Source organism: Amycolatopsis orientalis DSM 40040 = KCTC 9412, from assembly GCF_000478275.1.
Classification (GTDB): domain Bacteria; phylum Actinomycetota; class Actinomycetes; order Mycobacteriales; family Pseudonocardiaceae; genus Amycolatopsis; species Amycolatopsis orientalis.
This window is the reverse complement of record NZ_ASJB01000043.1, coordinates 240,561-267,360: the sequence shown is the minus strand read 5'-3', so window position 1 is coordinate 267,360 and position 26,800 is coordinate 240,561. Positions and strand designations below refer to the sequence as shown.

At 68.3% G+C, this 26,800-nt stretch carries 26 protein-coding genes; 11 read left to right on the top strand and 15 right to left on the bottom strand.

The window, feature by feature from the left end; all coding sequences use genetic code 11:
* Positions 1 to 81: 81 nt before the first annotated feature.
* From L324_RS13100 to L324_RS13065, 8 genes are all read right to left on the bottom strand, one after another.
* Complete coding sequence (locus L324_RS13100; RefSeq protein WP_037306770.1) at positions 82 to 777, bottom strand: GntR family transcriptional regulator; 696 nt, start codon at positions 775 to 777, stop codon at positions 82 to 84.
* Between the two features lie 4 nt (positions 778 to 781).
* Positions 782 to 1,567 (bottom strand): SDR family NAD(P)-dependent oxidoreductase, encoded by a 786-nt coding sequence (locus tag L324_RS13095; protein ID WP_037306769.1) that lies wholly within the window; start codon positions 1,565 to 1,567, stop codon positions 782 to 784.
* A gap of 2 nt (positions 1,568 to 1,569) precedes the next feature.
* Positions 1,570 to 3,282 (bottom strand): hydantoinase B/oxoprolinase family protein, encoded by a 1,713-nt coding sequence (locus tag L324_RS13090; RefSeq protein ID WP_037306767.1) that lies wholly within the window; start codon positions 3,280 to 3,282, stop codon positions 1,570 to 1,572.
* Positions 3,279 to 5,339, bottom strand: coding sequence for a hydantoinase/oxoprolinase family protein (locus L324_RS13085; protein WP_037306765.1), 2,061 nt, complete (start codon positions 5,337 to 5,339; stop codon positions 3,279 to 3,281). Before L324_RS13085 ends, L324_RS13090 begins: the two co-directional genes overlap by 4 nt.
* Positions 5,336 to 6,967 (bottom strand): thiamine pyrophosphate-binding protein, encoded by a 1,632-nt coding sequence (locus tag L324_RS13080; RefSeq protein WP_037306763.1) that lies wholly within the window; start codon positions 6,965 to 6,967, stop codon positions 5,336 to 5,338. The genes L324_RS13085 and L324_RS13080 overlap by 4 nt, the downstream gene beginning before the upstream one ends.
* A gap of 117 nt (positions 6,968 to 7,084) precedes the next feature.
* A complete protein-coding gene (locus L324_RS13075; RefSeq protein ID WP_037306761.1) occupies positions 7,085 to 7,714 on the bottom strand; it encodes an MSMEG_1061 family FMN-dependent PPOX-type flavoprotein in 630 nt (209 codons plus the stop codon).
* Position 7,715: 1 nt separating this feature from the next.
* Positions 7,716 to 8,873, bottom strand: a complete 1,158-nt coding sequence (locus tag L324_RS13070) for an NAD(P)/FAD-dependent oxidoreductase (RefSeq protein WP_037306759.1) — start codon at positions 8,871 to 8,873, stop codon at positions 7,716 to 7,718.
* Entirely contained in the window at positions 8,857 to 9,870 is a 1,014-nt protein-coding gene (locus L324_RS13065; protein ID WP_037306864.1) for a glutathione S-transferase family protein, read from the bottom strand. The genes L324_RS13070 and L324_RS13065 overlap by 17 nt, the downstream gene beginning before the upstream one ends.
* Positions 9,871 to 9,965: 95 nt before the next feature.
* Between L324_RS13065 and L324_RS13060 the strand changes: the two genes are divergently transcribed.
* On the top strand, positions 9,966 to 11,342 hold the full coding sequence (locus L324_RS13060; protein ID WP_037306757.1) for a WS/DGAT/MGAT family O-acyltransferase: 1,377 nt from the start codon (positions 9,966 to 9,968) through the stop codon (positions 11,340 to 11,342).
* 73 nt (positions 11,343 to 11,415) lie between these two features.
* On the opposite strand, the gene L324_RS13055 is transcribed toward L324_RS13060, so the two are convergent.
* The gene (locus L324_RS13055) at positions 11,416 to 12,402 is read right to left on the bottom strand and encodes a PQQ-dependent sugar dehydrogenase (protein WP_037306755.1); all 987 of its coding nucleotides are present in this window, start codon (positions 12,400 to 12,402) and stop codon (positions 11,416 to 11,418) included.
* A gap of 340 nt (positions 12,403 to 12,742) precedes the next feature.
* Here L324_RS13055 and pqqA point away from each other — a divergent pair, with 340 nt between their 5' ends.
* The 5 genes from pqqA (at position 12,743) to pqqB (ending at position 15,845) form a co-directional block, all read left to right on the top strand.
* Positions 12,743 to 12,838 (top strand): pyrroloquinoline quinone precursor peptide PqqA, encoded by a 96-nt coding sequence (pqqA, locus tag L324_RS13050; protein WP_007033797.1) that lies wholly within the window; start codon positions 12,743 to 12,745, stop codon positions 12,836 to 12,838.
* 85 nt (positions 12,839 to 12,923) lie between these two features.
* Positions 12,924 to 13,631, top strand: a complete 708-nt coding sequence (gene pqqC / locus L324_RS13045; RefSeq protein WP_037306754.1) for a pyrroloquinoline-quinone synthase PqqC — start codon at positions 12,924 to 12,926, stop codon at positions 13,629 to 13,631.
* A 2-nt stretch (positions 13,632 to 13,633) separates the two neighbouring features.
* On the top strand, positions 13,634 to 13,906 hold the full coding sequence (pqqD, locus tag L324_RS13040) for a pyrroloquinoline quinone biosynthesis peptide chaperone PqqD (RefSeq protein ID WP_037306752.1): 273 nt from the start codon (positions 13,634 to 13,636) through the stop codon (positions 13,904 to 13,906).
* Positions 13,897 to 14,985, top strand: coding sequence for a pyrroloquinoline quinone biosynthesis protein PqqE (pqqE, locus tag L324_RS13035; RefSeq protein ID WP_037306750.1), 1,089 nt, complete (start codon positions 13,897 to 13,899; stop codon positions 14,983 to 14,985). The genes pqqD and pqqE overlap by 10 nt, the downstream gene beginning before the upstream one ends.
* The gene (pqqB, locus tag L324_RS13030; protein ID WP_037306748.1) at positions 14,982 to 15,845 is read left to right on the top strand and encodes a pyrroloquinoline quinone biosynthesis protein PqqB; all 864 of its coding nucleotides are present in this window, start codon (positions 14,982 to 14,984) and stop codon (positions 15,843 to 15,845) included. The genes pqqE and pqqB overlap by 4 nt, the downstream gene beginning before the upstream one ends.
* Here the strand turns inward: pqqB and L324_RS13025 are convergent.
* A complete protein-coding gene (locus L324_RS13025) occupies positions 15,842 to 16,816 on the bottom strand; it encodes an aldo/keto reductase (RefSeq protein ID WP_051173874.1) in 975 nt (324 codons plus the stop codon). The genes pqqB and L324_RS13025 overlap by 4 nt on opposite strands.
* Positions 16,817 to 16,924: 108 nt before the next feature.
* Here L324_RS13025 and L324_RS13020 point away from each other — a divergent pair, with 108 nt between their 5' ends.
* Positions 16,925 to 17,443, top strand: coding sequence for an ArsR/SmtB family transcription factor (locus L324_RS13020; protein WP_037306862.1), 519 nt, complete (start codon positions 16,925 to 16,927; stop codon positions 17,441 to 17,443).
* On the top strand, positions 17,440 to 18,660 hold the full coding sequence (locus L324_RS13015; RefSeq protein ID WP_152546816.1) for an MFS transporter: 1,221 nt from the start codon (positions 17,440 to 17,442) through the stop codon (positions 18,658 to 18,660). The genes L324_RS13020 and L324_RS13015 overlap by 4 nt, the downstream gene beginning before the upstream one ends.
* A gap of 43 nt (positions 18,661 to 18,703) precedes the next feature.
* Here L324_RS13015 and L324_RS13010 read toward each other — a convergent pair whose 3' ends face one another.
* Entirely contained in the window at positions 18,704 to 20,080 is a 1,377-nt protein-coding gene (locus L324_RS13010; protein ID WP_037306744.1) for an amidase, read from the bottom strand.
* A 7-nt stretch (positions 20,081 to 20,087) separates the two neighbouring features.
* Entirely contained in the window at positions 20,088 to 21,077 is a 990-nt protein-coding gene (locus L324_RS13005; RefSeq protein ID WP_037306742.1) for a D-2-hydroxyacid dehydrogenase, read from the bottom strand.
* 100 nt (positions 21,078 to 21,177) lie between these two features.
* Between L324_RS13005 and L324_RS13000 the strand changes: the two genes are divergently transcribed.
* From L324_RS13000 to L324_RS12990, 3 genes are all read left to right on the top strand, one after another.
* Positions 21,178 to 21,918, top strand: coding sequence for a maleate cis-trans isomerase family protein (locus L324_RS13000; RefSeq protein WP_037306740.1), 741 nt, complete (start codon positions 21,178 to 21,180; stop codon positions 21,916 to 21,918).
* 85 nt (positions 21,919 to 22,003) lie between these two features.
* Positions 22,004 to 22,732: a maleate cis-trans isomerase family protein gene (locus tag L324_RS12995; protein ID WP_037306858.1), complete on the top strand. Its 729-nt coding sequence runs from the start codon at positions 22,004 to 22,006 to the stop codon at positions 22,730 to 22,732.
* Positions 22,733 to 22,735: 3 nt separating this feature from the next.
* On the top strand, positions 22,736 to 23,428 hold the full coding sequence (locus L324_RS12990; protein WP_037306739.1) for a GntR family transcriptional regulator: 693 nt from the start codon (positions 22,736 to 22,738) through the stop codon (positions 23,426 to 23,428).
* Between the two features lie 52 nt (positions 23,429 to 23,480).
* Here the strand turns inward: L324_RS12990 and L324_RS12985 are convergent, their stop codons facing one another.
* The 3 genes from L324_RS12985 to L324_RS12975 all read right to left on the bottom strand — a co-directional run bounded on the left by L324_RS12985 (position 23,481) and on the right by L324_RS12975 (position 26,719).
* The gene (locus L324_RS12985) at positions 23,481 to 23,957 is read right to left on the bottom strand and encodes a DUF4262 domain-containing protein (protein ID WP_037306736.1); all 477 of its coding nucleotides are present in this window, start codon (positions 23,955 to 23,957) and stop codon (positions 23,481 to 23,483) included.
* 213 nt (positions 23,958 to 24,170) lie between these two features.
* Complete coding sequence (locus L324_RS12980; protein WP_051173873.1) at positions 24,171 to 25,259, bottom strand: tartrate dehydrogenase; 1,089 nt, start codon at positions 25,257 to 25,259, stop codon at positions 24,171 to 24,173.
* Positions 25,256 to 26,719 (bottom strand): NAD-dependent succinate-semialdehyde dehydrogenase, encoded by a 1,464-nt coding sequence (locus L324_RS12975; protein ID WP_037306734.1) that lies wholly within the window; start codon positions 26,717 to 26,719, stop codon positions 25,256 to 25,258. Before L324_RS12975 ends, L324_RS12980 begins: the two co-directional genes overlap by 4 nt.
* Between the last annotated feature and the right edge of the window lie 81 nt (positions 26,720 to 26,800).

Below are 26,800 nucleotides of genomic sequence, written 5' to 3'. Positions count from 1 at the left end.
CCGGCTTCCGCCAGCCAGTCCGGACGCTCGCCGGGGCACGACATCTTTGCCTCACCCCTCAAATAGAACCGTCATCACCACTCACGACTCCCGGCGGTCGTAAGCGGTGAGGAGCTGCTTTTCGGCGTCCCGCAGGTACTTCTCCAGCGCCGTCTCGGCCGCCCCGAACCGGCCTCGCTCCAGATCGCGCAGGATCCGCTCGTGCCGCTCCAGGAACGGCTCGAAGAACGCGCGGGTGTTCTCCGCCAGCACGAAGAAAAGCCGCGTCTCCGCCAGCACCTGGCGCATCGTCGTACTGACCCGTTCGCTGCCCGCCAGATCACCCAGCGCCTGATGGAACGCGATGCTCGCGGTCCCGACGGCCTGCCAGTCGCCTTCGTCCGCCGCGGCCCGGCCCCGGCGCACGGCCTGGGCGACGGCCTTCAGATCCACAGTGGACAGTTCCGCCGCACGGCGCAGCGCGCCGCATTCGGTGACCCGCCGCATGACGTAGAGATCCGCGATGTCCCGCGCGGTCAGCTCGCGCACGAAGACGCCGCGGTTGAGTTCGTGCACCGCGAGCCGTTCGTGCGCCAGCAGTTGGAACGACTCGCGCAGGGTGTTGCGCGATACGCCCAGTGCGGCGCTGATCGAAGGTTCGGAAAGCCTCGACCCCGGCGGGAAGACCCCTTCGGTGATGCGCTGGCGCAGGATCTCGGCGACCCGTTCCGCTGTCCCGCTCCGTTCCAGCAAGGCTCTGTCGCGGGCCAGCGTCTCCTCGGCGGCGGACGTGGACATGGCGTTACCTGACACCGAGTTCGAAGTCGAGGCTGTACCGGTTACCCGGCATGGCACCGGCGGCCTTGGCGCCGTCGATCGGCAGCGCGACACCGTTGACGAACCGCGATTCGTCACTCGCCAGGAAGACGACGGCCTTCGCGACCTCCCACGCCTCGCCGACCCGCCCGGCGGGGGTGCTCGCGACCAGTTGATGTTGCCTCGCCTCGAAATCCTCGGGTGAGGCGAGTGTGCCGCGCAGCATGTCCGTGTCGATCGCGCCCGGGTTGACCGTGTTCGCGCGGATCCCCTGATGCGCGTGCGCGACGGCGATCGACTTCGTCATGCCGACCAGCGCGTGCTTGGTGGCGTTGTATACCGGGTCGCCCGGGCGGCCCATCACGCCGCCGTTGGACGACGTCGTGATGATGCTGCCAGCCTTCTGTTCGATCATCCGCGGCAAGACCGCCCGGGTACCGAGGAAGGCGGCGCGGACGTTCAGCGCGAAGATGTTGTCGAACTCCGCCAGCGTGGTGTCGGCCAAGGGCTTCCCGAGATGGATGCCGACGTTGTTGAACAGCACGTCGATCCGGCCCGCCTCGGCCAGTACGCCGCGGACGAACTCGTCGACCTGCCCCTCGTCGGTGGCGTCCACAAGGGAGTGAGTGGCGCCTTCGACGGCCTCCGCTGGTTCGCGGATGTCGCTGGTGAACACGGTGGCGCCCTCGGCGACGAACTCCTTCACCGTGGCGAGACCGATTCCCCTGGCGCCACCGAAGACCACCGCGACCTTGCCGGCCAGCCGACCCATGCTCATTTCTTCCCTCTCGACGAAACCGCTGTGTAGTCCTCCGGGAGCCGCACCAGTGCCCCGGGTTCTCCGTGATAGGTGACCTCGACGCCGTAGAGTTCGCGCGCGGCGGCCACGGAAACGTAACCGTCGACGACGTCGGCGAGCACGGCCTCCGGCTCCCGTTCGAACGGGTCACCGTATCCGCCGCCACCGGGCAGGACCACGTCCACGACGTCGTCCGGCCGCAGGTTCACCCGGCTCTTCGACGGCAGGGCGGCTCCATCGGAGAGCCCGAACCGGCCCGCGGCCCCATCATGCCCCGAGTCCACTCCGGACGCCGGTCGAAGCACCCGATCGACGTTCCCGTTGACACTCCAGGAAATCTCGCCGCGGGCGGCCATGGAGGTGCGCTGACCGAGACCGCCGCGCCACCGGCCGGCGCCACCGGAGTCGGCCCACAGCACACGTTCGCGCTGGACGAGCGGCGCCATCGTCTCGATGACCTCCGTCGGCGTGGACCGCAGCCCGCTCGGGAACCCGGTGGTGCTGAGACCGTCCTTTGTGGCCCGTGCGCCGATCCCGCCGGTCTGGAAGACGTTGAGCATGAACTCGGCGCCCTCGGCGTCGGTCCCGCGCCAGATCGTCATCCACAACGCGTCCGCGCTGTGCGCCAAGGCGTTGCCGGGTAAGGCTTCACGCAACGTGGTGATCAGCAGCGAGGGCAGGAAGTGCCCGATCAGATGCCGCGACGCGACCGGGGCGGGTGGCGTGCAGTTGAGGACCGATCCCGGCGGCGCGGTGACGTGCACCGGCCGGAACGAGCCCGCGTTGTGCGGCACTTCCGGCGCTATGGCCGCCTTGACCGCGAACGAGGCGTACGCCCGCGTGTAGTTGAGGACGACGTTGATCCCGCGTCGGCTCTGCGGTGACGATCCGGCGAAGTCGAGGTGGATCTCGTCACCGTCGATGGTCACGGCGACCTTGAGGACGACCTCTTCGTCGTCGAACCCGTCGGTCAGCAGCTCACTGGTGTACGTGCCGTCCGGCAGTTTCGCCAGGGCGTCACGCAAGGCTCGTTCGGAGCGGTTCATGATCTCGGCGGCGACGTCGTCCAGCGAGTCGAGCGCGAATTCCTCCAGCAGCCGCACCAGGCTGGCGGCGCCCACCTCGTTGCCGGTGACCTGCGCGTACAGATCACCGATGGTCTCTTCCGGGGTGCGGACGTTCGCGCGGATCAGCAGTTCGAGATCCGCGTTGACCTCTCCCGCGCGGAGGAACTTCATGATCGGCAGGCGCAGTCCCTCTTCGAAGACCTCGCTGGCCTCGGCCGAGACCAGGCGTCCGCCGATATCCGGGGCATGACAACAGGAAGCGAACCACGCGACCAGCCGCCCCCGCAGGAACACCGGCGTGGCGACGGTGATGTCGTTGATCTGGCCGGCCGTCTGCCACGGATCGTTGGTGAGCAGCACATCGCCCGGCTCCAGGGTCTCCGGCGGATAGGCGGCGACGAAATGCCGCATCCCGGTCGCCATCGCGTTGATGTGCCCGGGTGTCCCGCCGACGGACTGTCCGATCATCTCGCCCCGCGAGTCGAACACCGCGCAGGCGAGGTCGAGCGATTCCCGCACCACGGCGGAGAACGCCGTGTTGACCAGGGCGTTCTGCTGTTCGGCCAGAATCGAGTGCAGCCGGTTTCCCAGCACGCCCACCAAGATCGGGTCGACGCTCACACCGTCACCACCAGACTCGCGTCCTCGCCGACGACACAGCGGGCGCCCGGTGGAACGACCACTGTGGACTCCCGTTCCTCCACGATGGCCGGACCTTCGACGCGATCGCCGGCCTTGAGCCGATACCGGTCGAACACCGCGGTATCGACGAAACCACCCGCAGCCGGGAAATACGCCGGACGGCTCCCCTTGCGCGCGTCGCCTTCGGCCATCGTGCCCGCGAGTTTCAGCGTGACGTCGGGGGCCGGGCCGCTGGAGACGACCCGCCAGTTGAGCACCTCGATCGCGACGTCCGGACCGGTCCGCCGATACAGCGTCCGGTAGGCGTCGGTGAACGCGTCGAGCAGCGACTCCGGCCAGTTCCCCTTCTCGACCGGCACGCGAATTTCGTAGCCCTGCCCGGAATACCGCATCTCGGCGATCCGGCGGTGCGTCACCTGTGCACCGTCCACACCGGACTTCTCCAGCAGCTCCGCCCCCTCGGCCTCCATCTCGGCGAACAGTGTCTCCACCTGTTCCCGGGAAAGATCGAGTACGGCCGCGCGTGCCGAACGCACGAAGTCGAAGGCCAGTGGCGCGGTGAGGAAACCCGCCGCGCTCAACACCCCGGCCGCCGGCGGGGCGACCACTTCGGGTGCACCGAGCGCCCTTGCGACACCGACGCCGTGCACCGGTCCGGCGCCGCCGAAGGTGAACATCGGCAGTTTCGCCGGATCCTTGCCCCGTTCGACGGCGTGCACACGGGCGGCGTTCGCCATGTCCTCGTTGACGCTGGTGTGGATACCCCAGGCGGCCTCTTCGACACCGACGCCGAGCGGTCCGGCGATCTTCGACCGGATGGCCTCGCGCGCGCCCACGGCGTCCAAAGTCATTCCGCCGCCGAGGAAGTACGCGGGATCCAGATAGCCGAGCACGAGGTCGGCGTCGGTCACGGTGGGCTCGGTGCCGCCTCGCCCGTAGCAGACCGGGCCGGGTTCGGAACCGGCCGAATCCGGGCCGACGGTGAGCAGGCCGAGTGCGTCGATGCGGGCGATCGAACCGCCGCCGACGCCGATCTCGATCATGTCGGTGACCGGGACCTTGACCGGCAGCCCGGAGCCCGGCAGCAGCCGGTACTTCCGGTCCACTTCGAACTCGTGGGTCACCAGCGGCGCGCCACCGGAGATCATGCACAGTTTCGCCGTGGTGCCGCCCATGTCGAAGGCGAGCAGATCCTCGACCCCGGCCGCGGAACCGATGGCGGACGCGGCCAGCGCCCCGCCCGCCGGACCGGATTCCAGGATGCGGATCGGATAGCGGGCGGCGGTTTCGACGGTCGCTATCCCGCCGTTGGACAGCATGATGTGCGGCGACGGCCGCACTCCGGCCTCGTGCAGACGCCGTTCCAGGTCACGCAGATAGCGTTCGGTGAGGTCCTGGACGTAGACGTTCGCGACCGTGGTGGAGGTGCGTTCGAACTCGCGGATCTCCGGGACGACCTCGCTCGACAACGCGATCCGCAGCCTCGGCGCGACGTTCTTGAGCACCTCCGCGGCCCGGCGTTCGTGCGCGGGATTGGTGAAGGCGTGCAGGAAACAGATCGCCACCGCGTCGATCCCGCGGTCGTCGAGTTCGCGGCCGAGCCGCGCGACGTAGTCCTCGTCCAGTCCGGTGTGGACGGTCCCGTCGGCGAGGATGCGCTCGGGGACGTCGAATCTCAGATGCCGCGGGACCAGGGGCGACGGCAGCTCGATGAGCAGGTCGTACAGCTCGTACCGGTGTTCGCGCCGCATCTCCAGCACGTCACGGAAACCGGCGGTGGCCAGCAGCGCGGTACGCGATCCCTTGCGTTCGATGAGCGCGTTCGTGACCAGGGTGGTGCCATGCACGAACTGCTCGACGTCGCCCGGGTCCAGTCCGGCGTCGTCGAGTGTCCTTTTGAGACCTTCCTCGACCGCGCGGGCTGGTTCGTCGTGCGTCGTCAGCACCTTGCCGACGGCGACGACACCGGTTCCGTCGAGGACGCAGAGATCGGTGAACGTGCCGCCGATGTCCACGCCGACGCGGAGCCCGGTCACGAAGATTCCTTGCGATACCAGCGCGGGGACGTGTTGAGCGGCGGCGCCATCTTCGCCCGGACGACCAGGACGTTCGGCTCGTCGGATTCGACGAACTCGCCGAGCAGCCGCCGGAACGCGCGGCCGAACCCGGACACCCGGTCCGCGTGGACGCCGAAGGACCGGGCGAGACCGACGAAATCGGGGCTGTCCCAGTCGACACCGCGCCGCGGCAGCCCGGCCCTGTCCTGGTCGTAGCGGAGCATCCCGTAGCCGCCATCGTCGACGATGATCACCGTGACCGGCAGCTGTTCCTGCGCGAGCGTGGCGAGATCACCACAGGCGAACAGGAAACCGCCGTCCCCGCTGACGCAGATGGCGCGCCCGGTGCCCGCCGCCCCGGCGCCGAGCGCGGCCGGGAAACCGTACCCGAGCGTGCCCCAGCCCATCGGATAGGCGAGCTTGCGCGGGGCGCGGACGCGGTGGAAACCGCCGATCCAGTACCCGGCGACGCACATGTCCGCGACCACGACGGCGTCCTGCGGCAGCACCTCGTCCAAAGTGGACAGGAGATCCGCCGCCTGCGGTTCCTCCTCCTTGATCCGCTGCCGGACCCGGGCGGAGACCTTGGCGAGCCTGCCGACCAGGGCCGCGATACCGGGCCGTTCCTCGACTTTCAGCGCTTCGGTGAGCACCCGGGCGTCGCCGACCAGCGTGATGTCCGGCTGGTAGTTCTTGGCCGCGTCGTCGGGATCGACGTTGATCGCGATGAGCTTCTTCGGCTTCGGCATCAGCCAGTTCTGCGTCATCAGCCCGTCGAAATCGGTGCCGATGGCGAGGACGACGTCGGCCTCGTCCCACAGCGCGCCGACTTCGGGCGCGTGGACCGGGTTCGGAGCGAGACAGGGATGATCGACCGACAGGAGCCCGCGCGCGCCGAACGTCGTGAGCACCGGCGCGGCCAGCCGTTCGGCGAGTTTGCCGATCGCCTCACCGGCTTCGGCCCGCAGCGCGCCGCCGCCCGCCCAGATCAGCGGCCGTTCCGCGGTGGCCAGCACCGCCTCGGCCTCGCTGAGATCCGGGATCTCGGCCGGCCGCGCGTGCGATCGCGGCGGACGGCGGGCAGGCGTCCGCTCGGAAAGGAAGTCGGCCGGGATGCCGAGATAGACCGGCCCGCTCTGCGGCTGGAGCGCGAGCCGGGCCGCGCGGTGCAGGGTGGCGGCGACCTGATCGGCGCTCTGGACGGTGAACCCGGCCTTCGTGACCGGCGCGAACATCGCCTGCTGGTCCGACGTCTCGTGCAGGACGCCGCGGACCACGCCGGGACGCCGCAGGGTGGACGGGATGTCGGTCGCGATCACCAGCATGGGCGCGGCCGAGGCCATCGCCTCGCCGACGGCGGCGAGTGTGTTCGCCGCACCGGGCCCGGTGGTCACCAGCGCGACGCCGAGTTTCCCGGTCGCGCGGGCGTAGCCGTCGGCCGCGTAGCCTGCCGTCTGCTCGTGGCGGACCCCGACGAGCCGGATGTCCGTATCGGCCAGCGCCTCCCATAACGGCAGGTTGTGCACCCCGGGGAGACCGAAGACGACTTCGGTCCCCAGAGCGGTCAGCGCGTCGGCGAGATGCTGGGCTCCGGTGGGTGCAGGCACCCCGCCGATAGTGCCAGATCGTTCAACGATCCAGCAACCATCACGCTATGGCCTCGTGAGTGGTAATGACGGTTCTAACCGTCATTACCACTCACGAGCCCCAGCACCCGGCCGCACCTATCCGTACAGCCCGGCCGCGTAGTTGGCGGGATCGTAGTACGACTCGATCTCCGCCAGGCTCTCGTCCGGCCGCTCGAAGGTCTTGGCGAGAACCGCCCTCGACGGCATCGCGTCGGGCGTCCAGGTCTCGTGGGCCCAGAGCTTCGACCGCATGAACGCCTTCTGACAGTGGTGGAAGATCTCGTCGATGTCGACGACCAGCGCGAGTTTCGGCCGGTTCCCCTTCACGATCATGTCGTCGAAGAACGGCGCCTCCCGCACCAGCCGCGCCCTTCCGTTGATCCGCAGCGTGTCCCCTCGGCCGGGGATGAGGTAGATCAGCCCGACGTGCGGATTCGACAGCACGTTGTGGAACCCGTCGGCGCGGCGGTTGCCCGGCCGCTCCGGGATCGCGATCCGCGTGTCGTCCAGTACCAGGGTGAACCCCGCCGGGTCGCCCTTCGGCGAGACGTCGCAGGTGCCGTCCGCCGCCGACGTCGCGATCAGCACGAACGGCGACTCCGCCAGCCACCGCCGGTCCATTTCGTGCAGTTCCGCCCGCGCCTTGTTCGCGGTCCGCTCCAGCGGCGGCGGCAGGATCTCGCGCAGCTCCGCCTCGGTCGTGACCTCGATGATCCCGTCAGACAATTCAGACAATGTTGTGCTCCCTCGTCACGGCCCGGTCGCCGGCGAACCGGCGGACGTCGAGCTCGGTGATGTCGATGGCCGGGACCCGCCCCAGGTAGAGGTCCCGCACGAGCTCCCCCACGGCCGGGCCCATCTGGAACCCGTGTCCCGAAAACCCGGTCGCGTAGAAGAACCGCGACAGGTGGACGCTTTCCCCCACGATCTGGTTGCGGTCGGGGGTGACTTCGTACAGCCCGGCCCAGCCGCTGCGGATCCCCGCGTCGAGCACCGCGGGCACCCGCCGCGCGGCGATCTCGGCGAGCTTCGGCAGCCAGTCGCCCGGCTGGTAGCGGGTGTCGAAGCCGGGGTCGCCGTCCCCGTCGCAGAAGGACATCGCCAGGCCGAGGCCCTCGCGGTGGAAGTAGAACGCCGACGGCATCTCGATGGTCAGCGGGACGGACTCGGGCAGCTCCGCGACCGGTCCGGTGAACACGACCTGCCGCCGGAACGGCCGCACCGGCAGCTCGACGCCGGCGAACTCGCCGATCCGGCCCGACCAGGCGCCCGCCGCGCAGACCACGGCGTTCGTCGACACGAAACCGTCGCTGGTCCGGACGCCGGTGATCTCGTCGCCGTCGCGCTCGATGCCGACGACCTCGACCCCGGTCCTCAGCACCGCGCCGTGGCCGCGGGCCGCCCGCGCGTAACCCTGGACGGCGGAGTCCGGGGTGGCCTTCGCGTCGTCCGGGGACCACAGCGCCGCGACCACGCCTTCGGTGTCGATCAGCGGCGAGAACCGCCGCGCTTCGGCCGGTTCGACGAGCCTGCTGCGGACGCCGTAGGAGTTCTGCAGGGCGACACAGCACTCGAATTCGGGCAGATCCGCGGGATCGGTGACCAGGTACAGGTACCCGTCGCGGCGGAAGTCGATCTCGGTCCCGTACGTCTCGGCGAAGGAGGCGTACTCGGCCAGCCCGCGCAGCCCGATCTCGATGTTGACCCTGGTCGTGAACGACGACCGGATCCCGCCCGCCGCCTTCGCCGTCGAGCCCGCGCCCAGGCCGTCGCGTTCGAGCAGCAGCACCGAGACCCCGGCGGCGGCGAGCCGGTACGCGCAGGCGACCCCGATGATGCCGCCGCCGATCACGACGACGTCGGTGCGTTCAGGAAGTGGCTCCATCCGTTTCCCCGATCCGTTCGTCCTCGGGCGGCGGTCCCGGCGGCGTGCCGTCGCCGAACGGGCGACCGCCCAGCTGCTCCCGGTGATGCGGGGTCGCCCAGCCGGACAGCTCCGGTCCCAAAGGGACGATCCGCGTCGGGTTCACCTGCTCATGCACCGCGTAGTAGTGCCGCTTGATGTGGTCGAAATCGACGGTGTCACCGAAACCCGGCGTTTGGAAGAGGTCGCGGGCGTAGGCCCACAGGACCGGCATCTCGGTCAGTTTGTTCCGGTTGCACTTGAAATGCCCGTGATAGACCGGATCGAAGCGGACGAGGGTGGTGAACAGCCGGATGTCCGCTTCGGTGATCGTGTCACCGACGAGGTAGCGCTGCCTTTCGAGCCGTTCGGAAAGCACGTCCAGCATGACGAAGAGCCGATGATAGGCGTCTTCGTACGCGGCCTGCTTGGTCGCGAAACCGGCCTGGTAGACGGCGGCGTTGACGTCGGCGAACACGCCCGCGTTGACGTCGTCGATCTCGTCGCGCGACCGCTCGGGATAGAGGTCCGGCGCACCGGACCGGTGGAGACTGGTCCATTCGGTGGAAAAGTCCAGGGTGATCCGCGGATAGTCGTTGGTCACCAGCCGCCCGCTCGGAATGTCCACAATGGCCGGAACGCTGATCCCGCCCAGATAGTGCGGATCGGCCGCGTGATAGGCCTCGGCCAGGTATTTGATGCCCAGTACCGGGTCCCGGTCATCGGGATCGAGGGTGAACCGCCAGCTCTTGTCGTCCTGGATCGGGTCGGCCACGGCCACGCTCAGCGCGGACTCGAGGCCCAGCAGCCGCCGGACGATCAGCCCCCGGCTCGCCCAGGGACAGGCCCGGCTCACCACCAGCCGGTATCTTCCCGCCTCGACCGGCCAGCCGTCGCGGCCGTCGGCGGTGATGCGCGCGTCGAAATGGTTGGCGGACCGACGGAACTCACCCGTCTGCGGATCGGTCGGGATCGTCATGTACGCCACCCTAAAGCGTGAGATGGTGGTTTCGGTGTGCGTAGACTCTCGCACCCGGCGTGCTCGCACGCCGCCGCGCGGAAGGTGGTCCGACGATGCCGTTCATGCCCGTGACCGACTCGATGTTCCTTCTCGTGGAGACGCGCGAACATCCGATGCACGTCGGCGGCCTGCAGCTGTTCAAGAAACCCGAGGGCGCGGGGCCGGACTACCTGCGTGACGTCCGCAAGACCATGCTCGAATCCGACAACATGCGCTCGGTGTTCCGCCGCCGTCCCGCCCGGCCGGTCAACACCGCCGGGCATATCGCCTGGGCGACCGACAACGATCTCGAGCTCGACTACCACTTCCGGCATTCGGCGCTGCCCCAGCCGGGCCGGATCCGCGAGCTGCTGGAGCTGACCGGACGCTGGCACGGCACCCTGCTCGACCGGCACCGTCCCCTGTGGGAGATCCATCTGGTGGAGGGGCTGCAGGACGGCCGGTTCGCGATCTACAGCAAGATCCACCACGCGCTGATGGACGGCGTGTCGGCGCTGCGGCATCTGCAGGGCACGCTGTCGGACGATCCGCACGATCTCGACTGCCCGCCGCCGTGGGGCTCGCGGCCCAAACCGGACGGCGGCCGCAACGGCAAGGCGTCGCCGTCGATGCTCCGCACCGTGGGCAAGACGTTCAACCAGCTCGCGGGCATCGCGCCCGCCGCGATGAAGGTGGCGCGGGAGGCGTTCCAGGAGCACACCCTCACGCTGCCGTCGCAGGCGCCGAAGACGATGTTCAACGTTCCGATCGGCGGCGCCCGGCGGTTCGCCGCGCAGTCGTGGTCGCTCGACCGCGTGCGCAAGGTCGCCACCGCGGCCGGGGTCTCCCGCAACGACGTCGTCCTGGCGATGTGCTCGGGCGCGCTGCGGGACTACCTGATCGAACAGAACGCGCTCCCCGACGCGCCGCTGACCGCGATGGTCCCGGTTTCCTTGCGGCGCAAGGACAGTGGCGACGCTTCGGGGAACAACATCGGCGCGTTGCTGTGCAACCTCGCCACCCATCTGACCGATCCTGCCGCCCGGCTCGCGACGATCAACGCGTCCATGCGGAACGGGAAGAAGCTCTTCTCGGAGCTGACCCCGCTGCAGACGCTGCTGCTGTCGGGGATCAACGTCGCCCAGCTCGGCGCGTCGCCGATCCCGGGTGTCGTGAACAACACGAAACCGCCGTTCAACCTGGTGATCTCCAATGTGCCGGGGCCGCGTAAGCAGATGTACTGGAACGGCGCGGCGCTCGACGGCATCTACCCGGCGTCGGTGCTGCTCGACGGGCAGGCGCTGAACATCACGCTGACCAGCAACGGGGACAACCTGGACTTCGGTATCACCGGCTGCCGCCGGAGCGTGCCGCATCTGCAGCGCATCCTGACCCACCTCGACACCGCGCTCGCCGAACTGGAACATGCCGTGTCCGTCGGGCGCGGCTGACCTCGCGTTTCGTCCTCTGAATGCGGTAGTTCGACACTGAACTACCGCATCCAGAGGACGAAATGCAGACCCCTCAGCTCCCGTCGGAGGCGTAGATGGCACCCGGGGTGATCGTGTACAGCTGACCATCGGGGCCGGCGACCTCGTCCCGCGTCCGGCCGAGGTTGGTCCACAGCTTGCCGCCGTTGCCGTTGACGTCGAGCTTGTAGGTACCGCCCTTGAGCGAGGCCATGTACAGCGAGCCCTTGTACGCCGCGAGCCCGCTCGGCGTCGCCGAGGACGTCGGCCAGGCCTTGACCGGGTTGGTCATGCCCGCGGTGTTGCACGGGCCTTCGCAGGTCGGCCAGCCGTAGTTCTTGCCAGGCTCGATCTTGTTCAGCTCGTCGAGCTTGTTCGCGCCGATGTCGGTGTTGTACAGCTGGCCGTTCACCCAGGTCAGCCCCTGGACGTTGCGGTGGCCGTAGGAGTAGACGCGGCTGTTGAACGGGTTGCCCGGCGCGGGCGCGCCGTCGGTGGTGACCCGCAGGACCTTGCCGCCGAGGGAGTTCTTGTTCTGCGCGTTGGCGCCGTTCTGGCCGTCGCCGGTGCCCGCGTAGAGGTAGCCGTCCGGGCCGAATTTGATCCGCCCGCCGTGGTGGTACTGCGAGCCACGCGGGATGCCGGTGACGATCGGCGTCGGGTTCTGGCCCAGTTTCAGTTTGGCGATGCGATTATCGGAGCTGGTCGTGTAGTAGATGAAGACCGTCTGGTCGGTGGCGTACTGGGGCGAGACGGCGATACCGAGCAGGCCGGCCTCCGCCGTGACGCTCACCCCGGGAATGGTCTGCACCGTGGTGACCTTGCCCGCCTTGTCGATCTTGCTGATCGTCTTGGCGTCCTTCTGCGTGAAGAGACCGGTGCCGTCGGGCAGGAAGTCGATCGACCAGGCCTGGTTGAGCCCGCTCGCGATCTGCTTGATCGCCTGGACGGACGGCGCTTCGGCCGCGGTGGCCGGTACGGCCACGATCGACGCGGCCGTCACGGCGGCGAACGTGGTGGCGAGAGTACGGTTTATGGACATGAGACGCCTCCTTCAGCTACACCCCTGGAGCCTGGATGGCGGCGGATGACGGATGGTCGGGGTGCACCCGTCGGGTTGGATACAAACACACCGCCGGACGAAACGGACACCACTGGACGGGCTAAGGCAAGCGCTTACCGTTAACCGTTGCGTGCGCCGAGCGTGACCGGGGGGACGGCTCGATCGACCATAGGTAGGAAACTTTACAAAACTCCACGGGAAGTTGGTCCTTACGTCTGGTCAGAATCGGCGGTCCGCTTCTAGGGTGACGGGGCTCGGCCCGGTTCGTTCCCATGTGGACGTTCCGGGGATGAACGTCAGCGATCCGAGGAGTACGAAAATGATCGAAACCATCGAGGTATGGACCACGCCCGACTTCGTCGAGTACGAGACTCCCATGGAGGTCACCGCTTACGCGGCCCGCATGGAGGACTGATTCACCACCGGTGGTGGGGGCCGTCCCCCACCACCGCGCCGCCGTCGGAGATCACTGAACATTCCAGGCCGTTGGAGGCAGTGCGATGTCTCTTTCCCCCTCCCCCGCACCGATGTCCCCGGCGGAGTTCGTCGCGGCGTTGCGCGGGCTTTCCCACCGGTACTGGGGCACGCACCCCTTCCACCGGCGGATGCACGGCGGCGAACTGTCCGAGTACGAACTGAAGATCTGGGCCGCGAACCGCTGGTACTACCAGTGCGTTCTCCCGCAGAAGGACGCGGCGATCATCAGCAACTGCCCGTTGCCGGAAATACGCCGGGAATGGCTGGACCGGATCGTCTATCACGACGGCACCCAAGCCGGAGACGGCGGAATCGAGCGGTGGCTCCGGTTGTGCACCGCGGTCGGGCTCGACCGTGAAGAGGTTCTCGATCAGCGGCACGTCGCCCCCGGAGTGCGTTTCGCCGTCGACGCCTATGTGAATTTCGCCCGTACGAAACCTTGGCTCGAAGCGGTCGCTTCGGGGCTGACCGAAATGTTCGCCGGCCACCTCATGCAACGGCGCGTCGCCGACATGCTGGCGAACTACCCGTGGATCGCCCGGGACGACCTCGCCTACTTCACCAACCGCATCGACAAGGTCTCGGGCGAGGGCAAGGGGACCCTCGACATCGTCGTGCGGCACGCCGTCACCCGCGAGCAGCAGGAGAAGGCGATCGCCGCGTTGTCGTTCAAGACCGACGTGCTCTGGTCCATGCTCGACGCCATCGAGCGCGCCGCGGCGAAGGAGTAGCGATGTCCGCCATCACCACCGGCTCCGTACCGCGACTGCGGCGCGGGGTCCGGCTGAGCTATGACCAGACCAGGGAAACGCATGTCCTGCTGTTCCCCGAAGGTGTGCTCGTCCCGAATCCGACGGCGGCCGCCGTGCTCCGGCTCTGCGACGGCACGGCGGACGTCGCCGCCATCGCGGCCAAGCTGGGCGAGCGCTACACGGGTGTGCGCGAGGAAGAGATCCTGGACGTCCTGTCCCGGCTGGGAGATCGGCGGATCGTCGAATGGACCTGAACACCTCCACCGCGGCGGCACCACTGGGGATGCTGGCCGAACTGACCCATCGTTGCCCGCTCCACTGCCCGTACTGCTCCAATCCGGTCGAGCTGGCCACCCGCGAAGACGAAATGTCCACAAAGGAATGGTTGTCCGTACTCTCGCAGGCGCGGGAACTCGGCGTACTCCAGGTACACATGTCCGGCGGTGAACCACTCGCCCGGCCGGATCTGCCCATCCTGGTCGAGCACGCCACGAAACTGGGCTGCTACGTCAACCTGGTGACGTCCGGGCTCGGATTGACGGAGTCCAGATTGGACGATCTCGTGGCGCGCGGCATCGCGCATATCCAGCTGTCCGTCCAAGGCGCGACCGCCGAACGCGCGGACCGGCTCGCGGGCGCGCGGGCGCACGACCGGAAACTGGTCGTGGCCGAACTGATCAAGAAGGCCGGGCTGCCTCTTTCGGTGAACGTCGTCCTGCACCGGCAGAACCACGATCAGCTGGCCGGGATCATCGAACTGGCCGAGATAATGGGCGCGGACCGGCTCGAACTGGCCAACACGCAGTACTACGGCTGGGCCCTGCGGAACCGCGATGCCCTGATGCCGACCAGACGCCAACTCGAACAGGCCGAGCCGATCGTGCGCGCCGCCACCGAACGGCTGCGCGGGAGCATGGAGATCATCTACGTCGTCGCCGACTACTACGAGCAGTACCCGAAGCCGTGCATGTACGGCTGGGGAGCGCGGCAGCTGACCGTGGCGCCCAACGGGAACGTGCTGCCGTGCCCCGCGTCGACCGCGATCGAAACGCTGGACTTCGACAACGTGCGCGACGTGCCGCTGGCGCGGATCTGGTACGAATCCAGTTCCTTCAACGCCTACCGCGGAGAGGACTGGATGCCGGACACCTGCGGGACCTGCGAACGGCGCTCGATCGACTTCGGCGGCTGCCGGTGTCAGGCGTTCCAGCTCACCGGTGACGCTTCGGCGACCGATCCGGTCTGCTCGCGTTCGCCGCATCGCGACGTCGTCGACCTCATCCTCGCCACCCCACCCCGGACGGACAAGCTGGTCATGCGGGCGCCCCGATGAGGGTGATCCTGCTCGGTACCGCGGCGGGCGGCGGTTTCCCGCAATGGAACTGCGCCTGCGCACTGTGCACTTCGGGCGCGCCACCGCGGACGCAGGACTGCGTCGCGGTGAGCGCGGACGGCGAGGGCTGGTACCTGCTCAACGTTTCCCCGGACATCCGCGCGCAGATCCTCGCCACACCGCCGCTCCGGGCCGGGCCGGGACCGCGGGAGATCCCGCTGCGCGGGGTCCTGCTCACCGACGCCGAACTCGATCATTCGCTGGGCCTGCTCATGCTGCGCGAGGCGGGCGGGCTCCCGGTGTGGGCACCGGACGCGGTGCTTCGCGCGCTGTCGGACCAGTTCCCCGCGCGGTCGATCATCGACGGCTACGGTGGCTGGGAGTGGCAGCCCGCGTCGGAGATCGCCATCGACGGCCTCCGGGTGAGCGTACTCCCGGTGAGCGACAAGCGGCCGAAGTACGCGCGTTCGTCCACTGAGGACGGACCATGGGTGGTGGCGTACCGGATCGAGGATCCGCGGACCGGCGGCGTCTTCGTGTACGCGCCCTGTCTGAAGAGCTGGCCGGACGGATTCGACGAATTCACCCGCGACGCGGGTCTCGTGCTGCTGGACGGAACCTTCTACGCGCCGGACGAGATGTCGGCGGCCACCGAGGCGAAGGTCGGCGACGGCGCGCAACTGGCGATGGGGCATCTGCCGATCACCGGCAGTCTCGCGAGACTCCGGCCTGGTCCGCGGTGGGCCTTCACGCATCTGAACAACACGAACCCGGTCGTCGACCCGTCCTCACCGGAGCACGCCGCCGTACTGCACGGCGGCGCCTCACTTCCCTTGGACGGAACCGAATTCAAGCTCTAAGCGACGCCTTCGGGACTCGCGCCCGCGACAGGGACGGCGTCGGCGGTGAGCCGGTCGATCTCCGCGAGGTCGTCCGCGGTCAGGTCGACGTCGGCCGCGGCGACGCTGGCGTCGATGTTGGCCACCTTGCGCGCACCCACGATGGCGACGTGCACGCCCGGCTGGGCGAGGGTCCACGCGATCGCGAGCTGACTGACCGAGATCCCCTTGTCCCCGGCGAACTCCTTGAGCCTGTCGATGACGGCGAGGTTGCGCCGGAACGTCTCCCCGGTGAAGGCCGAAGACCGGGACCGCCAGTCGGTCTTCTCGAAGGTCGTCTCCGGCGTGAAGGATCCGGTGAGCAGGCCGCTGCCCAGCGGACTGTAGACGAGCACGCCGATGTCGTTCTCCCGCGCGTACGGCAGCGGATCGGTTTCGATGTCCCGGCGGAACAGATGATACGGCGGCTGCAAGGTTTCGACCGGACGGGTCTTGTCGAAGTCGGCGAGCTGCGCGGCATCGTAGTTCGAGACACCGATGTGCCGGATCTTCCCCGCGTCGACGAACTCCTGGAGGATCCCCGCGGTCTCTTCGGCCGGGGCGTCGGAATCGGGCCAGTGGATCTGGTAGAGGTCGATGTGGTCGACGTCGAGGAAGCGGAGGCTGTCCTCGATCCCTTTCGTCAGCCACTCGCGCCGCGAGTCGCGCGGCCGCTCGGAACGCGGCTTGATACCGCCCTTCGTGGCGATGACGAGGTTTTCGCGGTCGCGCTTGAGTTCCTCGCGCAACGCCTTCCCCAGCATCGCCTCGGATTTCCCGAACCCGTAGGCCTGGGCGGTGTCGAAGAAGTCGACCCCCGACTCGCGGGCGTGGTGGATGGCCGCGATCGCCGCGTCCTCGTCGAAGGAACCCCAGTCGCCGCCGAGCTGCCAGGTGCCGAAGGCGATCCTCGACACCTTGAGGCCGCTCCTGCCCAATGTCGTCGTACGCATGCCTTCAGCACAGCACAGACATCGGATCACCGCACCGGATCTCCCGGCCAACGAAACCCCCAAATAACTGTTTGACGGTCAGTGTCCCGGCAGTCGATACTCCTCCCCATGCCCGATTCCCCCAGCCTCGAAGGACTTCGTGTCCTCGCCCATCCGGTGCGGCTGCGCATTCTGTCGCTTTTGACCGGGGTGGCGATGAGTGCCGCCGAGGCCGCGCGCGAACTCGGCGAGACACAGGCGAACGTCAGCTATCACGTGCGAAGGCTGCACGAGGCCGGATTGCTGGACGTCGTCGAAGAGGTCCGGATCCGGGGCGGGCTGGCGAAGCGCTACCGGCACGATCCGGAGTCCGGCAGGCGGTTCGCCTCGACGAATCCGAGGGAGGAGCAGCTGCTCATCGCGACGATGGCCGAAGAACTCAGGCGCCGCAGCGAATTCCGGGTCCTCGGCGAACACGGTTCGATGACCGACGCGGAGATGTGGGTCGACCGCGAGACCTGGGAGAAGGCGCTCGGGCACGCGCGCGAGCTGAGCGGGCTTCTGCATTCGGCCGCGCGACCACCCCGGACCCGCGGCACGATCCCGGTCAGCGCGACGGTCGCGATGTTCGAGATGACGCGATCGTGACGTCACTGCGCGAGCCGCTGCGCCACCACAACTTCCGCTGGCTGATCGGTGGCCGGACCTTCGGCGAGTTCGGCAACGCCGTCGCTCCGCTCGCACTGGCGTTCGCGGTGATCGACCTGACGGGATCGGCCGTCGACATCGGCATCGTCGTCGGCGCGCGGTCGGTGGCGAGTGTGCTGTTGCTGCTGTTCGGCGGGGTCCTGGCGGACAGGCTGCCGCGATCGGTGATCCTGCAAGGCACCGAAGTCGCCGCCACGCTGACCCAGGCGACCATCGCGGCGAGTGTCCTTTGTGGATTCGCGTCGATCCCGCTGCTGGTCGCGCTGAGCGTGGTCAACGGCGCGGTGGCCGCGATCTCCGCACCCGCCTCGGCGTCACTCACCCCGTTGACGGTGCCCATCGAACTGCTGGCACCGGCCAACGCGCTGGGCAGGTTGCTCTCGAACTCCGGCCGGATCGCCGGCGCCGGGCTCGGCGGCCTCCTGGTCACCGCGGTCGGCCCCGGCTGGGCGCTCGGCGGGAACGCGCTGCTGTTCCTGGCCTCGGCCCTGTCCTACCGGCGGATCCGGCTCAACCGCCGGGAACGGATCCCAGGCAGCCGCCCGCTGTCGGAACTCGCCGAAGGCTGGCGCGAGTTCCGGTCACGGACCTGGGTGTGGGTCGTGGTCGTCCAGTTCATGGTGGTGAACGCCGTCATCGCCGGCGGGATCGCGGTACTGGGCCCCGTCGTCGCCGACAGCACTTTCGGCCGCACCGGCTGGGGATTCGCCCTCGCGGCGCAGACGATCGGCTCGCTCGTCGGCGGGATCCTCGTCGCACGATGGCAGCCGAGGCGCGCGTTGTTCGTCGGCGTCGCGGTGATCCTTTTCGAGGCTCCGCCGTTGATACTGCTCGGCCAGGCACCCTGGCTGCCCCTGCTGCTGGCGGCCATGTTCGTCTCCGGTCTGGCCATCGAGCAGTTCGTGGTCGCATGGGACGTCTCGTTGCAGGAGAACGTGCCCGAGGAGAAACTCGCGCGCGTCTACTCCTACGACATGCTCGGTTCCTTCATCGCCCTGCCGCTGGGACAGATGGCGGCCGGGCCGGCCGCCCAGCACTTCGGGGTCGGCACCACGTTGCTCGCGTGCGCCGCGCTGGTCGTGGCCGCCACCTGTCTCGCGCTGTGCAGCGGCCAGGTGCGGAGCCTGGTCCGCAAGACCCACGCCGCCCACCCCTGACCGCGCGGGCGATAGCAAAGGTCCCTTGCTCCCTTTCCGCTGGTCACGGCCAGGGACGGACCTCCTCGAGCAGTTTCGCGACCGCGAGCACCAGGTCGTCGGAGTGCCGGGGGCCGACGATCTGCAGCCCGACCGGGAGACCGCTGGAGGTGCGTCCCGCCGGAACGCTGATGGCGGGCTGCTGAGTCATGTTGAACGGGTAGGTGAACGGCGTCCAGTCCGGCCAGCCGCTCAGCCCGCTGCCCGGCGGCACCTCGTGCCCGGCCTCGAAGGCGGGGATCGGGACGGTCGGCGTGATCAGCACGTCGTAGCGCGTGTGGAACTCGCCCATCAGGATCCCCAGCGCGGCCCGCTCGGCGTTGGCGCCGAGGTAGTCGCTCGCCGAGAAGGTCTTGCCGAGCTCCCACACCTTCCGCAGCCCGGGGTCGACCTTGGTCTCCGCGCCGGCTGGGAAGGTGTCCAGCCACTTGGCCGCGCCCGTCGACCACAGGATGTCGAAGGCGGGCTTGGGGTCGGCGAAGCCGGGGTCGGCCTCTTCGATGTGCAGGCCCGCGTCGCCCAGCGACTGGACCGCCGCTTTGACGATCGCCGCGACCTCCGGGTCGACGTCGACGAAACCGAGTGTCGGCGAGTAGGCGGCGATCAGCCCGCGCACGTCCCGGCGGACGGCTTCACGGAAGGTCGAGACGGGCGGAGCGAGCGCGGCCGGGTCACGGTGGTCGGGCATCGCGAGGACGTCGAGCATCAGCGCGGTGTCGTCCACCGAGCGCGCCATCGGACCGGCGTGCGACAGCGGGCCGAACGGGCTCGCCGGGAACAACGGGATCCGGCCGTGTGTCGGTTTGAGACCGACGATCCCGCAGAACGAGGCCGGGATCCGGATCGAGCCACCACCGTCGGTGCCGACGGAAAGCTCACCCATCCCGGCCGCGACGGCCGCGGCGCTCCCGCCGCTGGACCCGCCCGCCGTCTTCGACGGGTCGTGCGGGTTGCGGGTGATCCCGGTCAGCGTGTTGTCGGTGACACCCTTCCACGCGAGTTCCGGGGTCGTGGTCTTTCCCAGCAGCACCAAGCCGTTCTCGCGAAGACGCGCGGTGACCGGGCTGTCGACGTCCCACCGCTGATCGGGGTCGATGCAGCGCGAACCGCGCAGCGTCGGCCAGCCCTGCGTCAGGAACATGTCCTTGATCGAGGCCGGGACACCGTCGAGCCAGCCGATCGGGTTGCCGTCGCGCCAGCGGACCTCGGACGCCTTCGCCTGTTCCAGCGCGTGCTCGGCGTCGACCAGGCAGAAGGCGTTGGTCTCGCCGTCGCGTTCTTCGATGACACGCAACGCGTTCTGAGTGGCCTCGACCGGCGACAGCTCTCCGGTGGCATACGCGGCGACCAGCTCGCTCGCGGTCAACTTGGTGTCGTTCATCCGGCCCCTAACCTTGGCGAAGCGTCTCCGACGGCACGTATCCGAGCTGCTTGTCCACGACGTTGCGCAGCGGCTCCCCCGCGCGCCAGCGACGGAAGTTGTCCGCGAACACCTCTACCAGAGTATTCCGCCAGCCGACGAAGTCGCCCGACATATGCGGCGAGATCAGCACGTTCTCCATTGTCCACAAAGGACTCTCGGCAGGCAGTGGCTCGGTGTCGAAGACGTCGAGCGCCGCACCACCGAGCCGCCCGTCCCGCAGCACGCCGACGAGATCGGAGGTGACGACCAGTTCGCCGCGGCCGACGTTGACGAACCGCGCCCCGGACTTCATCGCGGAGAACGCCTCGGCGTCGAACATCCCCTTGGTCTGGTCGGTCAGGGGTGCGACCGCGACGACGTAGTCCGCCTCGGGAAGGTGGCTTTTCAGCTCCGAGGACGCGTAGACGTCCCCGAAGTCGGGGTCGTTCACACACGCCCGGCGCCCGGCACCTGCCACCGACATCCCGGCGGCCCGCAGCAGCCGCGCGATCGACCGGCCGATCGGCCCGGTGCCGACCACGAGGACCCGGCGGCCGGAGATCCGTTCACTCTCCCGGTGCCGCCACTCCTTCCGCCGCTGCAACTCCCACGACCGAGTGAAGTCCTTGGCGAACGCGAGGACGACACCGAGGACGTACTCGGCGATCGCCCCGTCGAACACCCCCCGCGAGTTGGTGAGCACGACATCGCTCGCCCGCAGCCCGGGGAAGAGCACGGGATCGACGCCCGCGCTGGCGATATGCAGCCAGCGCAGCTTGTCGGCCGCGTGCCAGGCGCCGGGAACGGCCGTCGAGAGGAAGTCGTAGACGAAGAGCGCGTCGGCCCCTGATAACGCATCAGCCAACCCGGCCTCGTCGGTGTAACGAACCACCGCTTCGGCTTCGATAGCGCGCATGTCCGGTGGGCGTGCGTCGCCGCACAGCACCGCCAGCACCGGGGTCTCCGAGCCGATCACGTTGACACCGTAAAAGTGACTCGTATGATTGTCAACAATCCGAGGAACGACCCCCGGAGCACCGGACCTGTGACTGCAGAAGTTCTCCGGAGGCTGAGACTTGGATTTCGACTTATTGGAGTTCGAAGGGCCCTTGGCGCAACGCGGCATCGGCATCATCGCTCCCTTCGACCTGGCGCTGGAGCGCGAGCTGTGGCGCTGGGTACCGATGGAGGTCTCCCTTCATCTGGCACGGACGCCGTACGAGCCCGTGCCCGTCAGCATGGAGATGGCCCAGCTCGTCAGCGACAGCAGGCACCTCGCCGCCGCCACGAGGGACGTGCTCCACGTGGAGCCCGAAGTCGTCGCCTACCTGTGCACCTCCGGCAGTTTCGTCAACGGTGTGGACTACGAACGCTCCTTGACCAAGGCGATCTGTGACGCGGGCGCTCCGGACGCCGTCACCACCTCCGGAGCACTCGCCGAGGTCCTGCACCAGCTCGACCTCCACCGGGTCTCGGTGCTGACGCCCTACGACGGCGACCTCACCGGGAAGCTGCACGACTTCCTGACCGAACTCGGCGTGCGCACCGTCTCGAGCGACCACCTCGGCCTGGGCGGCGGCATCTGGAAGGTCAGCTACCGGACCATCGCCGAACGCATCCTCGCCGCCGACCACGCCGACGCCGAGGCCATTTTCGTCAGTTGCACCAACCTCCCCACCTACGATCTGATCGAGCCGCTCGAAAGCGCGCTCGGCAAACCCGTCCTCACCGCGAACCAGCTCACGATGTGGGCCTGCCTCCGGCGGATGAACCTGCCGATCGTCGGGCCCGGCAAGTGGCTCCGCGAGGTCGATTGACCTCTTCCCCTACGATTGTCGACAATCTGCCTCCGGAGGTTCCGTGCCCATCACGCCGCTCACCCCACCCGAGCCACCGTCCGAGATCACCACGATCGGGTTCATCTACCCCGATCACGCGGCCGAGGACGACTACCCGCTCGCGGAGCAGCTCCTCGGCGGGGACATGGCCGGGATCAAGCTGCCTGTCGAGCACATCTACGGAACCGATCTGCACGCCGTGCCCGAACTCCTCGACCTCGGCAGCGAAAGCCGTCTCGCCGACGGCGCCGCGCTGCTGGCCAAGCACGAACCGGACGCGGTGGTCTGGGCGTGCACCAGCGGCAGCTTCGTCTACGGCTGGGAAGGCGCCCGGGACCAGGCCGACCGGCTGGCCGCCGTGGCGGGCGTCCCGGCGTCGAGCACCTCCTTCGCCTTCGTCCACGCCGCACAGGCACTCGGCGTCCGGCGGGTCGCTGTCGCCGCCAGCTATCCGGACGACGTCGCCCGGCTGTTCGTCGACTTCCTCGGCGCCGGCGGGATCGAGGTGGTCTCGATGGGCAGCGCGGACATCGACACCGCCGCCGAGGTCGGCGAACTCAGCCCGGAAGCCGTCGTCGAACTCGCGGTGAGCCGCGACCACCCGGATGCCGACGCGCTGCTCGTCCCCGACACCGCCATGCGGACGCTCGGCGAGATCAACACGCTCGAAACGCGGCTCGGCAAGCCGGTGCTGACAGCCAATCAGGTCACCGTCTGGGAAGGTCTGCGGCTCACCGGGAAGTCCCCGCTCGTCCGCACCCTGGGCGCACTGTTCGGTCAGAGAGGCAACTGAACCATGTCCTTGCCGGATATCGAGCCGGTCAGCCGGGAATCGACCGCCGGGATCATCGCGCGCCAGCTGCGGGACGCGATCATGACCGGCGCTCTTCCTCCCGGCACCCAGCTCGGTGAAACCGAACTGGCCTCCCGGTTCCAGGTCTCGCGGGGGCCCTTGCGAGAGGCGATGCAGCACCTCGTCTCCGAAGGGCTCCTGCGCAGCGAGCGGCACCGCGGCCTGTTCGTGATCGATCTCGAGCCCGGCGACGTCTACGACATCTACTCGGCGCGTTCGGCCATCGAACGCGCCGCGATGCTGCGAGCGCTGCGCGGCGACCGGGAGAAGGTCGCGGACGAACTCGAACAGGCCGTCGGGGCGATGGCCGTCGCCGCCGGCGACGACGATCCGACCGCGCTCTCCTGGGCGGACCTCCGCTTCCACGAAGCACTGATCGCGGCCTCCGGCAGCAAACGGCTCGTGCGCATGGCGCGGACCCTGCTGATCGAGACCCGGATGTGCCTCACCGCGCTGCAAGGGACCTATCAGCAGGTCGAAGAGCGGGTCACCGAGCACACCCGGATCATCGAGGCCCTGCGTGCCGGCGACGAGGAGACCGCGCTGTCGCTGCTGGAAGCCCATATGGAGGACGCGGTCCAGCGGCTGGCCCCGGGGACCAGCCTGCGAGAGGGCGAAGCTCCCGCGGTGCCTTAGTGGTCGCCATCGGAAGTCCTTCGGGGGTATTCGGCGGATCCAGGTTGAGGATTCAGCCACGGCTCCGCGCTCCCAGCACCGGCTGTCCACCCGTCCCGCCGCGGAACTCCCTGTCCCACGGCCAGTTCCCGTGCTCGTCCTCGTAGACCAGTTGCAGGGCACGGAAATCGGAGCCGTACAGGAGGACGGCGGTGAGCAGGTGCGCCGACGGCGTGCCGAGCGGGACGACCTCGAACGCGGGCCATCCCACCGCCGCCGGCAGCACCTCGCCGGGTTCCGGCGGCCCCGACCGGACCACCTCCTGGGCGAAGTAGTTCAGCAGCTGTCCGGATCTTCGCTCTCTCAGTCCGGTGACGACCAGTTCCGGCAGCCCGGCGTCGGTGAGCCCGACCGTGTAGGCGAAGCCCGGCTGGGCGGCCGCGCGCTCGACGGTCTGGACCATCCAGCCGTACTTCCGGATCAGGGGACGGACCTCTTCGACGAGGTAGTCGTCGCGGGTCTTCCCGGGGTTGTCGCAATGCCAGCACATCGGCACTCCTCCAGTCGTCGGATTCGATGATCGACACTGTGCACCGGGGCACCGACAAAAACCGACGGCTCGGAAGTCCGAGCTTCACTTCTGACTCGACGACGACGTGATGAACGGGACTTTCATCACGGAATTCGTAAGGAAAGTCCCGTTCATGACATCACTGGCGGGAAAAGTGCCGCGTGGGACTTGACACGCCTCTATGCGGATGGTTCAAGATAGAGCGGCGACCACCGCGGAACCGAGTTCGGCGGTGGTGGACTTCCCGCCGAGGTCCGGGGTCCGGACCGCCCCCTCCTCGAGCACCTTCTCCACCGCCGCGTGAATGTCTTGTGCCGCAGCGGTTTCCCCGAGATGGTCGAGCAGCATCGCCCCAGCCAGGATCTGCGCCACCGGATTCGCGATGCCCTGTCCGGCGATGTCGGGAGCACTCCCGTGCACCGCCTCGAACATGGAAGGAAATTCACCGGAAGGATTGATATTGCCCGAAGGCGCCATTCCGAGCCCGCCCGTCACGGCCGCCGCCAGGTCGCTCAGGATGTCGCCGAAGAGATTGGACGCGACCACGACGTCGAGCCGGTCCGGTGCCTGCACCATCCGCGCGGCGAGCGCGTCGACATGGCATTGTTCGGCTCGCACGTCCGGATACTCCGAAGCGATCTCGGAAAAGATCTCGTCCCAGAACGGCATCGAGTGAATGAGCCCGTTGGACTTCGTCGCCGAGCAGACCCGTCCCGTCCTCGTCTTCGCCAGCTCGAAGGCGTAGCGGATGATCCGCTCCACCCCGACCCGCGTGAACACGGATTCCTGTAAGACGAACTCGTTCCCCTGACCACGATTGTGCCTGCCGCCGATCTCCGAGTACTCGCCCTCGGAGTTCTCGCGGACGATCACCATCTCCAGCTCTTCGGCGTCACGGCCGGCCAGTGCCGAGGTCGTCCCCGGCAGCAGCCGGACCGGCCGGAGGTTGACGTACTGGGTGAACGCGCGCCGCACCGGGATGAGAAGACCCCACAACGAGACATGGTCCGGGACACCGGGAAAGCCGACGGCACCGAGGAAGATCCCGTCGAACCGAGAAAGCTGCTCGATACCGTCCTCGGGCATCATCGAACCGGTCTTGGTGTACCGCTCACAGCTCCAGTCGAATTCCTTCCAGGACAAGGAGAAACCATGTGACGCCGCCGCACGGTCGAGGACCTTGCGAGCCTCGACCGTGACATCGACGCCGATCCCGTCGCCGGGAATGCTGGCGATCCGATAAGAATTCCCTGCTTGAGAGGTCCCTGCTTCAGAAGTCACAGAGCCACCGCGATGTACTTGGTCTCGAGGAACTCGTCGATACCGACGGTGCCGCCTTCACGACCGAGCCCGGACTGCTTGATCCCGCCGAACGGTGCCGCCGGGTTCGAGACCAGTCCCTGGTTGAGGCCGATCATGCCGGCTTCCAGCCGTTCCGAAACCCGCAGCGCCCGCTTGAGATCGGAGGTGTACACATAGGACACGAGACCGAATTCGGTGTCGTTCGCCGCAGCGATGGCCTCGTCCTCGCTGTCGAACGGAGTGATCGGGGCGACCGGCCCGAAGATCTCCTCCGACGCCAGTTTGGCTTCCTTGGGCACGTCGGTGAGCACCGTGGCCTGATAGAAGTTACCCGGACCGTCCACAGTAGACCCGCCGGTGAGGACGCGTGCGCCTCGGTCGACGGCGTCGGAGACGAGGCCGCTCACCTTCTCGACCGCGGCTTCGTCGATGAGCGGGCCGACGACGACACCTTCCTCGGTGCCCCGGCCCATCGGCAGGGCCTCCATGCGCTCGGTGAGGCGGCGAGAGAACTCGTCGACGATGCCTCGCTGGACGTAGAAGCGGTTCGCGGCCGTGCAGGCCTCGCCGATGTTGCGCATCTTGGCGGTCATCGCGCCTTCGATCGCGGCGTCGAGGTCGGCGTCCTCGAAGACCAGGAAGGGGGCGTTGCCGCCGAGTTCCATCGACGTGCGGAGCACCTTGTCCGCGCACTGTTCCAGCAGTTTCCGCCCGACGCCGGTGGAACCGGTGAAGGACAGCTTCCGGGCACGGCCGTCCCGGATCAGCGGTTCCATCACGCCGCCGGAGTCCGACGTCGTGAGCACGTTCAGCACACCTTCGGGCAGCCCCGCTTCGGCGAGGATCGCCGCGAGGGCCAACATCGAAAGGGGGGTTTGCGCGGCGGGTTTGATGACCATCGTGCAGCCGGCCGCGACCGCGGGGCCGATCTTGCGGGTGCCCATCGCCATGGGGAAGTTCCACGGCGTGATCAGCAGGGACGGCCCGACGGGCTGCTTCGTCACCAGGAACCGGCCGGTCCCGTTGGGCGCGACGGCGTAACCACCGTCGATCCGGACGGCCTCCTCCGCGAACCAGCGGAAGAACTCGGCCGCGTAGGTGATCTCGCCCTTCGACTCCGCGAGCGGCTTGCCCATCTCGAGGGTCATGAGCAGCGCGAGTTCGTCGGCGCGCTTCACGAGCAGCTCGTAGGCGCGGCGAAGGATCTCGCCGCGTTCGCGCGGGGCGACGTTCGCCCAGTCGGCCTGCGCCGCGACGGCGGCGTCGAGCGCGCTGACACCGTCCGCAGGTGACGCGTCGGCCACCTCGCACAGGGCTTCGCCCGTCGAGGGGTCGAGAACGGGGAAGGTCTTCCCGTTCGCGGCGGGCACCCACTTCCCGCCGATGAACAGTTCCTTGTCGACCGCCGCGACTACGCCGGCCTCACTGATCGAGGTCATCCCAACGCTCCTCCATGTTGTCCCGAACGCCATGCTATGGATATTGTCAACAATCGACAACAGCTCAGCCGACCTAGGAGC

Bases quoted from the DNA above. Each gene is read 5' to 3' on its own strand.
- L324_RS13100 (WP_037306770.1), bottom strand. From the start codon at position 777: ATGTCCACGTCCGCCGCCGAGGAGACGCTGGCCCGCGACAGAGCCTTG.
- L324_RS13095 (WP_037306769.1), bottom strand. From the start codon at position 1,567: ATGGGTCGGCTGGCCGGCAAGGTCGCGGTGGTCTTCGGTGGCGCCAGG.
- L324_RS13070 (WP_037306759.1), bottom strand. From the start codon at position 8,873: ATGGAGCCACTTCCTGAACGCACCGACGTCGTCGTGATCGGCGGCGGC.
- L324_RS13065 (WP_037306864.1), bottom strand. From the start codon at position 9,870: ATGACGATCCCGACCGATCCGCAGACGGGTGAGTTCCGTCGGTCCGCC.
- L324_RS13060 (WP_037306757.1), top strand. From the start codon at position 9,966: ATGCCGTTCATGCCCGTGACCGACTCGATGTTCCTTCTCGTGGAGACG.
- L324_RS13055 (WP_037306755.1), bottom strand. From the start codon at position 12,402: ATGTCCATAAACCGTACTCTCGCCACCACGTTCGCCGCCGTGACGGCC.
- pqqA (WP_007033797.1), top strand. From the start codon at position 12,743: ATGATCGAAACCATCGAGGTATGGACCACGCCCGACTTCGTCGAGTAC.
- pqqC (WP_037306754.1), top strand. From the start codon at position 12,924: ATGTCTCTTTCCCCCTCCCCCGCACCGATGTCCCCGGCGGAGTTCGTC.
- pqqD (WP_037306752.1), top strand. From the start codon at position 13,634: ATGTCCGCCATCACCACCGGCTCCGTACCGCGACTGCGGCGCGGGGTC.
- pqqE (WP_037306750.1), top strand. From the start codon at position 13,897: ATGGACCTGAACACCTCCACCGCGGCGGCACCACTGGGGATGCTGGCC.
- pqqB (WP_037306748.1), top strand. From the start codon at position 14,982: ATGAGGGTGATCCTGCTCGGTACCGCGGCGGGCGGCGGTTTCCCGCAA.
- L324_RS13025 (WP_051173874.1), bottom strand. From the start codon at position 16,816: ATGCGTACGACGACATTGGGCAGGAGCGGCCTCAAGGTGTCGAGGATC.
- L324_RS13020 (WP_037306862.1), top strand. From the start codon at position 16,925: ATGCCCGATTCCCCCAGCCTCGAAGGACTTCGTGTCCTCGCCCATCCG.
- L324_RS13010 (WP_037306744.1), bottom strand. From the start codon at position 20,080: ATGAACGACACCAAGTTGACCGCGAGCGAGCTGGTCGCCGCGTATGCC.
- L324_RS12990 (WP_037306739.1), top strand. From the start codon at position 22,736: ATGTCCTTGCCGGATATCGAGCCGGTCAGCCGGGAATCGACCGCCGGG.
- L324_RS12985 (WP_037306736.1), bottom strand. From the start codon at position 23,957: ATGTGCTGGCATTGCGACAACCCCGGGAAGACCCGCGACGACTACCTC.
- L324_RS12975 (WP_037306734.1), bottom strand. From the start codon at position 26,719: ATGACCTCGATCAGTGAGGCCGGCGTAGTCGCGGCGGTCGACAAGGAA.